This is a genomic window from Lentilactobacillus dabitei, assembly GCF_019061365.1.
GTDB classification, from domain to species: domain Bacteria; phylum Bacillota; class Bacilli; order Lactobacillales; family Lactobacillaceae; genus Lentilactobacillus; species Lentilactobacillus dabitei.
The window spans coordinates 22,097-28,222 of the sequence record NZ_JAHPPD010000033.1 but is presented as its reverse complement, the minus strand read 5'-3'; the positions used below and the strand labels follow the sequence as shown (position 1 = coordinate 28,222).

Here is a 6,126-nt window from a genome sequence, read left to right as displayed (position 1 = left end):
TGAATTGACTACTATATTTTGTCACAAGAAAAGCCCCACAATCATTAGACTTACTTGTCTAACAATTGTAGGGCACTTCAGAAGTCCTGGGCTTATTTTTTGGATTAAATGGTATGATAAATATAGATAAATCAATGAAGAGGGTTGTTATATGAAACTTGCAGTTGAGATTAATTCGAACGAAACTGTTGTGACCTTACCTGATGGTCAAGGGAAAATAACTATCTCCAGCATGATCAAAGCAGAAACTGATGCCGTGAATTTGTATCTAAAGGATGGCAAGCTGACTGGGATTCAAGATCAGCCAAAAGCCAACCAAGCTGATGGGGTGATTCACATTGAACCTGCTCAGAAGCAGGAGGCCAATTACTTAGCGAAGAGTTTTTCGGAATTTGCAGTTGAACAAGGATTATTCAAAAAGGATTATCTGGAAAACATCAAAATTCCCAGCGATCAAAGAGCCACAATTGAAAAATTTCGAGATCTAACCCTAACGGTGTTGAACGGGCTGGGGTTTGGATCACGATTCATTCCCAAGAAGAAGTTCAAGGGTAAGCCAATTCACAGATTTACCAGTCAGATCAGCCAGATTCCTTTCTACATTGAGCATGACGGTGCCAAAGCCACTGTTTATTGGCAGAAACGAAACGAGATGCTCATCAAGGCGGGAGCAGTAATGAAACCCAAACCAACTTTGAACAAAGATGGTTCACTCGGATTTTCAGCAAAGTTTGCTTTAAAACTGAGGTCAGACCATGAAGGGGACTTCAAAGACTTTGTGACGACTAAGGACATCGTTCTAAAAAGTGTTAATGAAGTGGGACTCTTTTTATACTTTGCCGGCACTAACAGCTGGTTAGTCTTGAGGGATGCTGATGGTAAGTCCATTAATGAATGGACGGTTGTTGAAGAATAATTACGAGAGTCAGCTGGCATTTTGTCAGCTAATTTTATATTGCAATGATTAAATTCTCAGCCCGAAGTGATTTAACTACCAATTTTACCGGTTGATATATTATAATATTGTTAATGAGAATCTTATTTTCATAAAAAGAAAGGTGATACATGTAATGTCAGACAGTACAAACGAGGTACCTCCTGATCAAAAATTGTGGCAAAGAACGACTGAGGAGTTGGTTCAGAAGTATCAAACCAACGCTGAAGATGGCATCAGTGAACAAGAAGCAGGTAAACGGTTGGCTCGTGACGGCTATAATGAATTAACGGCCAAGAAAAAGAGTAAGCTGCTTCAATTTTTGCTCCAATTTAATAACAGCATCATTTACATTTTGATTGCTGCCGCCGCCATTACGCTGTTTATGCACCACTATTCAGATTCAGCGGTTATTGGGATCGTGATTATTGCCAATGCGTTTATTGGATTCTTTCAAGAGATGCAGGCTGACAATGCTTTGAGCAGAATTAGAGAACTGTTGGTGAGTCAGAACTATGTCATCAGGGATGGTCACAAGATTGAAGTTCCAGCCCGTGAACTGGTCGTGGGAGACTTGGTTAATCTTGAAGCAGGGGATGCGGTTCCTGCTGATTTAAGATTAATTTCTGCAGATAATATGCGGGCACAAGAATCAACGCTGACTGGTGAAAGCAATTCAGTAGAAAAGACGGAAGATCCGATTAATGAAGATAAATTACCGTTAGCTGACCGCTCCAACATGGCCTTTGCTTCGACAGCGGTTACCCAGGGATCCGGTGTTGGGATTGTGATTGCGACCGGCCAAGAAACTCAAATTGGCCAGATTCAACAGAGTGTGGCTGAAGTTAAATCTCAAGTAACCCCGTTAATGAAGAACCTGAACAAGCTGGGCGTTAACTTATCAGTTTTTATCGTTGTAATTGCTGTTCTGCTATTTGTCCTTGGCCTATACACTAAAATTTACAGTTTACCAACGCTGACGATTGCGATTATCACAATGGTCGTTGGGTCTATTCCTGAAGGTCTGCCGGCCTCAACTTCTGTTGTATTGGCACGAGGCGTCCAAGTTATGACTAAGAAGGGGGCAATTGTTAAGACTTTGCCCGCTGTTGAAACTTTAGGTGCTGTTGACATTGTTGATACCGATAAAACGGGTACTTTGACCAAAAATGAAATGACCGTGACTGACGTAATCACCGATGAACATCATTACCAAGTGACTGGAATCGGATTTGTCGATGGTGATAAAGGTGTTGACGGTGACGTTTTACTGGATGGTGAAAAGTATGACTGGCAAAACGATCAACATTTCCGTGAGTTGGTTGATATTGCCGGGACAACGACTGACGCCGAGTTGGTCCAGACTGATGGTGAATGGCAATTAAACGGTGAACCAACTGATGGGGCTTTGACCACACTGTTCCATAAGTTAATCGGTCGTGAACCGGAAGTCGATGAGGTTGATACCCTACCTTTTGATTCAGCGTACCGTTATAGTGCTCGTTTGATCAAAGAAGCTGATCATAATGAACTGATGGTTAAAGGGGCGCCGGGAACTATCTTTGATATGGTTAAACAAAGTGACCCAAGCTTTGACGACAAGACCTGGTATGCTCGCGTTGCTGACTTGACCGAACATGGGCTTCGGGTTGTGGCCTTGGGGTCCAAGGCAGTTGCAACCACCGCAACGGAGATTGATCAGGATAAGATTTATGATGGTATCAAGTTAAGTGGGGTTGTTGGAATTATTGATCCTCCTCGTGAGGAAGTAATTCCTTCAATTCACAGTCTTCGTCGTGCAGGTGTTAAGGTCAATATGATTACCGGTGACCACCCAGATACAGCTTCGGCTATTGCCAGGAAGTTGGACTTGGATGAAAGCATTCATGCAATTACCGGTCCTGAAGTGGATGAGATGTCTGACGAGGATTTGATTAAAAATATTGGTCGCTATAATGTCTTTGCCCGGACCACGCCAGCTAATAAGCTGAGAATTGTCAAGGCTCAACAAGCTAACAGTAAGATTGTTGCGATGACGGGTGACGGGGTTAACGATGCGGCGGCTTTGAAGCAGGCAAACATCGGAATTGCCATGGGTATCAAAGGAACCGACGTTGCTAAGGAAGCAGCGGACATGGTGCTGGTCAATGATAGTTTTACAACTATTGTTGAGGCGGTAGCGGAAGGCCGTCACGTCTTTGACAACATTCAAAAGACCATTCGGTTCCTATTGCCAACCAGTTTTGCCGAAGGCTTGGTGGTATTGCTGAGTATGATTATGGGTCAGGAATTACCATTATTCCCAACGCAGTTGCTTTGGATCAACACCGTCTCAGCGCTGACCATTCAGTTTGCCTTTATCTTTGAGCCAGCTGAAGAATCCATCATGGTTCGTGGTCCAAGAAATGTTGCCAAGGGGATTTTAGGAAAGATGGATGTCTTTGAAATCATCTACGTGTCCATTTTGATTTCTGCCTTGGGGATTTTCACCTTTGATCGATTCGTTGATTCCGGTGTCCTGACTGCCGTCTTGGGCAGTACCATGGCAGTCAACATCATTATCTTCGGTAAAATTTTCTACCTGTTCAACATTCGAAACTCTTATCCAATTATTTCTAAACACTTCTTTGAAAATAAGATGGCGTTTATCATCATCGGAATTTTGCTGGCATTACAAGCCGCAATGATCTATATTCCGTTTATGCAGGACGTCTTCCATACCGGCAGTATCGACTTCTACTATGGCTGGATTGTCCCAACGATCGCTGGCTTCATTGTGCTGGTGGTTACGGAAATCATCAAGTTATTACGAATCCAGTATCGGAAACGAAAGGGTCAAGCAAATAAATTAAAGAATTAATGATATAAAAATGTGGGACTAAGAGCAGTGACTTCCTTGATTCATCGGAAGCTGACTACTTTTAGTCCCACTATTTGTTTCATTTATTGATTGACTTGGAGATTTTGGATTAATCGAGTGGCAACTGCAGTGGCAGAGAAGGGATTCTGGCCAGTAATGAGTTGGCCATCTTGAACCGCAAACTCGCTGTAAAAGCGTTTTTGACGCCAGTGACCACCATGTTTTTCGACTTCCGGTTTATTTAAAAATGGAACGACTGATCGTTTAGCCGCGATTGCTTCTTCGGCCGCCGTAAAACCGGTGATGGTCTTATTGGTGATCAGGTAGTCGCCGTTGCTGTCTTTAATATTCAATAGTCCAGCAACGCCGTGGCAGACTGACGTCACGAAGCCATTGTTTTGATAAATCGTGAGGGCGATTCGTTGAAGCTCTGGATTGTCAGGGAAGTCCCACATCACGCCGTGACCACCGGTGTAATAAATGGCAGTATAATCGGCAGCATTGACTTGATCGGGATTGAGTGAATTACTGAGAGCCCGTCGTTGAAAGTCGTCTGTTTCATAAACTTTCATAATTTCTTGATTCGTGTATTTCATGCTGCGTGGATCCAGTGGCACAAAACCGCCTTTTGGACTAACATAATCAACTTGAATTCCTGCGGTCTGCATCACCGCGACAAATTCAGCTGCTTCACCCAACCAAAGTCCGGTTGGATCATCAGTTCCGTGATAGTGGTTAATGTTGGTTAAAACGACCAGAATCTTCTTCATTTGGTTTCTCTCCCTGAGGTTTCAATGATTGCAGTAACGTGATCCAGTAACTGTTTCAAAGCCCTAATTTCTTTAATATCGTGTGACAGATAGTAATAATTTCTGGTACCCTCACTTCTGGATTTGATGAGATGAGCTTGTTTTAAAATTTTTAAGTGGTGAGAAACGGCTGGCCGGGACAATTTAGTGACCGCCGTTAAATCGGTCACTCGTAATCCATGGCAGGCATTTTCAGCCAGTAGTGCAATGATGATTGCCTGGCGCTTTTCATCACCGAGGGCAACCAAGAAATCACTTAAGTCTGTAAATTCTGTTTTGAGTTGGGTCAAATCCGCCATTTTGTTGATCAGGCCTTCCGCTTATATTTTTAAACCATTAAACCATCTGAACTTGAACCTGTCAAATGATTGGTTCAGACGATATGGTTGACGAAATTGAGTTGAGCAGTTATGATTCAATTCAGCAATCGTTTAAAAATTTAGACCAAACAACTGAGATGAATTTATGGGAGTAAAGTTAAATATGAAACAGCAGATGAAAGCAGCGTTAATTCGTAAATATGGTCAAGATCAGCCGGAGATTATTACTGTGCCGACGCCGCAATTAGGTGATCAAGACGTGTTAGTCAAAATCCACGCTGCCAGCATTAACCCGATTGACCTGAAAACTAAGGATGGCAACTTAAAAATGCTGCTGAAGTATCATTTGCCGCTCATTCTTGGGAGTGATTTTGCTGGCACCATTGAACAGGTTGGCGCAAAAGTGACTCGATTTAAAGTTGGTGATCAAGTTTATGGTCGGGTTCAAAAGAATCGAATCGGCACCTTCGCGGAATGGATTGCGGTGAGCCAAGCCGATATTGCCCGCAAACCAGCTAATTTAACCTTTGAACAGGCTGCAGCGATTCCACTAGTTGGCTTGACGAGTTATCAGGCCTTATTTGATGTGATGAAAATTAAGCGTGGCGACAAGCTATTGATTCAAGCTGGTTCTGGCGGGATTGGCACAATTGCCATTCAACTCGCCAAGTTGGCAGGGGCATACGTGGCAACGACAACGAGTTCCCAAAATGCCGCCTTTGTTGAGCAGCTGGGGGGCTGATGAAGTGATTGACTATCACAAAGTGCGCTTTGATGAAGCCTTGAGCGATTATGACGACGTCTTTGACACGCTTGGCGGTAAACAATTGGAGCGGGCATTTTCGATCGTTAAGCCGGGTGGCAAAGTGGTTTCACTATCAGGTTTGCCAAATGAGGCGTTCGCCAAGAGTTACGGCTTGCCAAAGTGGAAGCAGTGGTTGTTTAAGTTGGTAACTACTAAACTCTCACGACTAGAGAAAAAGAATGGGGTAGCTTATCACTTTTTGTTCATGAAGCCAAGTGGTAGTCAGCTCGCCATCCTAACGAAGCTGATCGAACAAGAAAAGATCCGACCAATTACTGATCGAATCTTCGAATTTGACGATATTCAAGCGGCGTTCAATTATTCCCAGTCACATCGGGCGAGGGGAAAAATCGTTGTCCAGATGATTGCTGATAAATAGCCTCGTGCCAACCGAAAAA

General features: G+C 43.3%; 4 protein-coding genes and 1 pseudogene. 3 read left to right on the top strand and 2 right to left on the bottom strand.

What is annotated here, in order from left to right; translation table 11 throughout:
- Positions 1 to 151 precede the first annotated feature (151 nt).
- Both KTE19_RS06670 and KTE19_RS06665 read left to right on the top strand, forming a co-directional pair.
- The gene (locus KTE19_RS06670) at positions 152 to 916 is read left to right on the top strand and encodes a hypothetical protein (protein ID WP_217163805.1); all 765 of its coding nucleotides are present in this window, start codon (positions 152 to 154) and stop codon (positions 914 to 916) included.
- Positions 917 to 1,070: 154 nt separating this feature from the next.
- On the top strand, positions 1,071 to 3,794 hold the full coding sequence (locus tag KTE19_RS06665) for an HAD-IC family P-type ATPase (RefSeq protein WP_217341904.1): 2,724 nt from the start codon (positions 1,071 to 1,073) through the stop codon (positions 3,792 to 3,794).
- An 83-nt stretch (positions 3,795 to 3,877) separates the two neighbouring features.
- On the opposite strand, the gene KTE19_RS06660 is transcribed toward KTE19_RS06665, so the two are convergent.
- On the bottom strand, positions 3,878 to 4,564 hold the full coding sequence (locus tag KTE19_RS06660) for a type 1 glutamine amidotransferase domain-containing protein (RefSeq protein ID WP_217341903.1): 687 nt from the start codon (positions 4,562 to 4,564) through the stop codon (positions 3,878 to 3,880).
- The gene (locus KTE19_RS06655) at positions 4,561 to 4,902 is read right to left on the bottom strand and encodes an ArsR/SmtB family transcription factor (RefSeq protein ID WP_217163811.1); all 342 of its coding nucleotides are present in this window, start codon (positions 4,900 to 4,902) and stop codon (positions 4,561 to 4,563) included. Before KTE19_RS06655 ends, KTE19_RS06660 begins: the two co-directional genes overlap by 4 nt.
- A gap of 196 nt (positions 4,903 to 5,098) precedes the next feature.
- Here KTE19_RS06655 and KTE19_RS06650 point away from each other — a divergent pair.
- Positions 5,099 to 6,107, top strand: a pseudogene (locus KTE19_RS06650) (NADP-dependent oxidoreductase).
- The last annotated feature ends 19 nt before the right edge of the window (positions 6,108 to 6,126 follow it).

Coding starts and splice junctions, on each gene's coding strand:
- KTE19_RS06665 (WP_217341904.1), top strand. CDS start 1,071: ATGTCAGACAGTACAAACGAGGTACCTCCTGATCAAAAATTGTGGCAA.
- KTE19_RS06670 (WP_217163805.1), top strand. CDS start 152: ATGAAACTTGCAGTTGAGATTAATTCGAACGAAACTGTTGTGACCTTA.
- KTE19_RS06660 (WP_217341903.1), bottom strand. CDS start 4,564: ATGAAGAAGATTCTGGTCGTTTTAACCAACATTAACCACTATCACGGA.
- KTE19_RS06655 (WP_217163811.1), bottom strand. CDS start 4,902: ATGGCGGATTTGACCCAACTCAAAACAGAATTTACAGACTTAAGTGAT.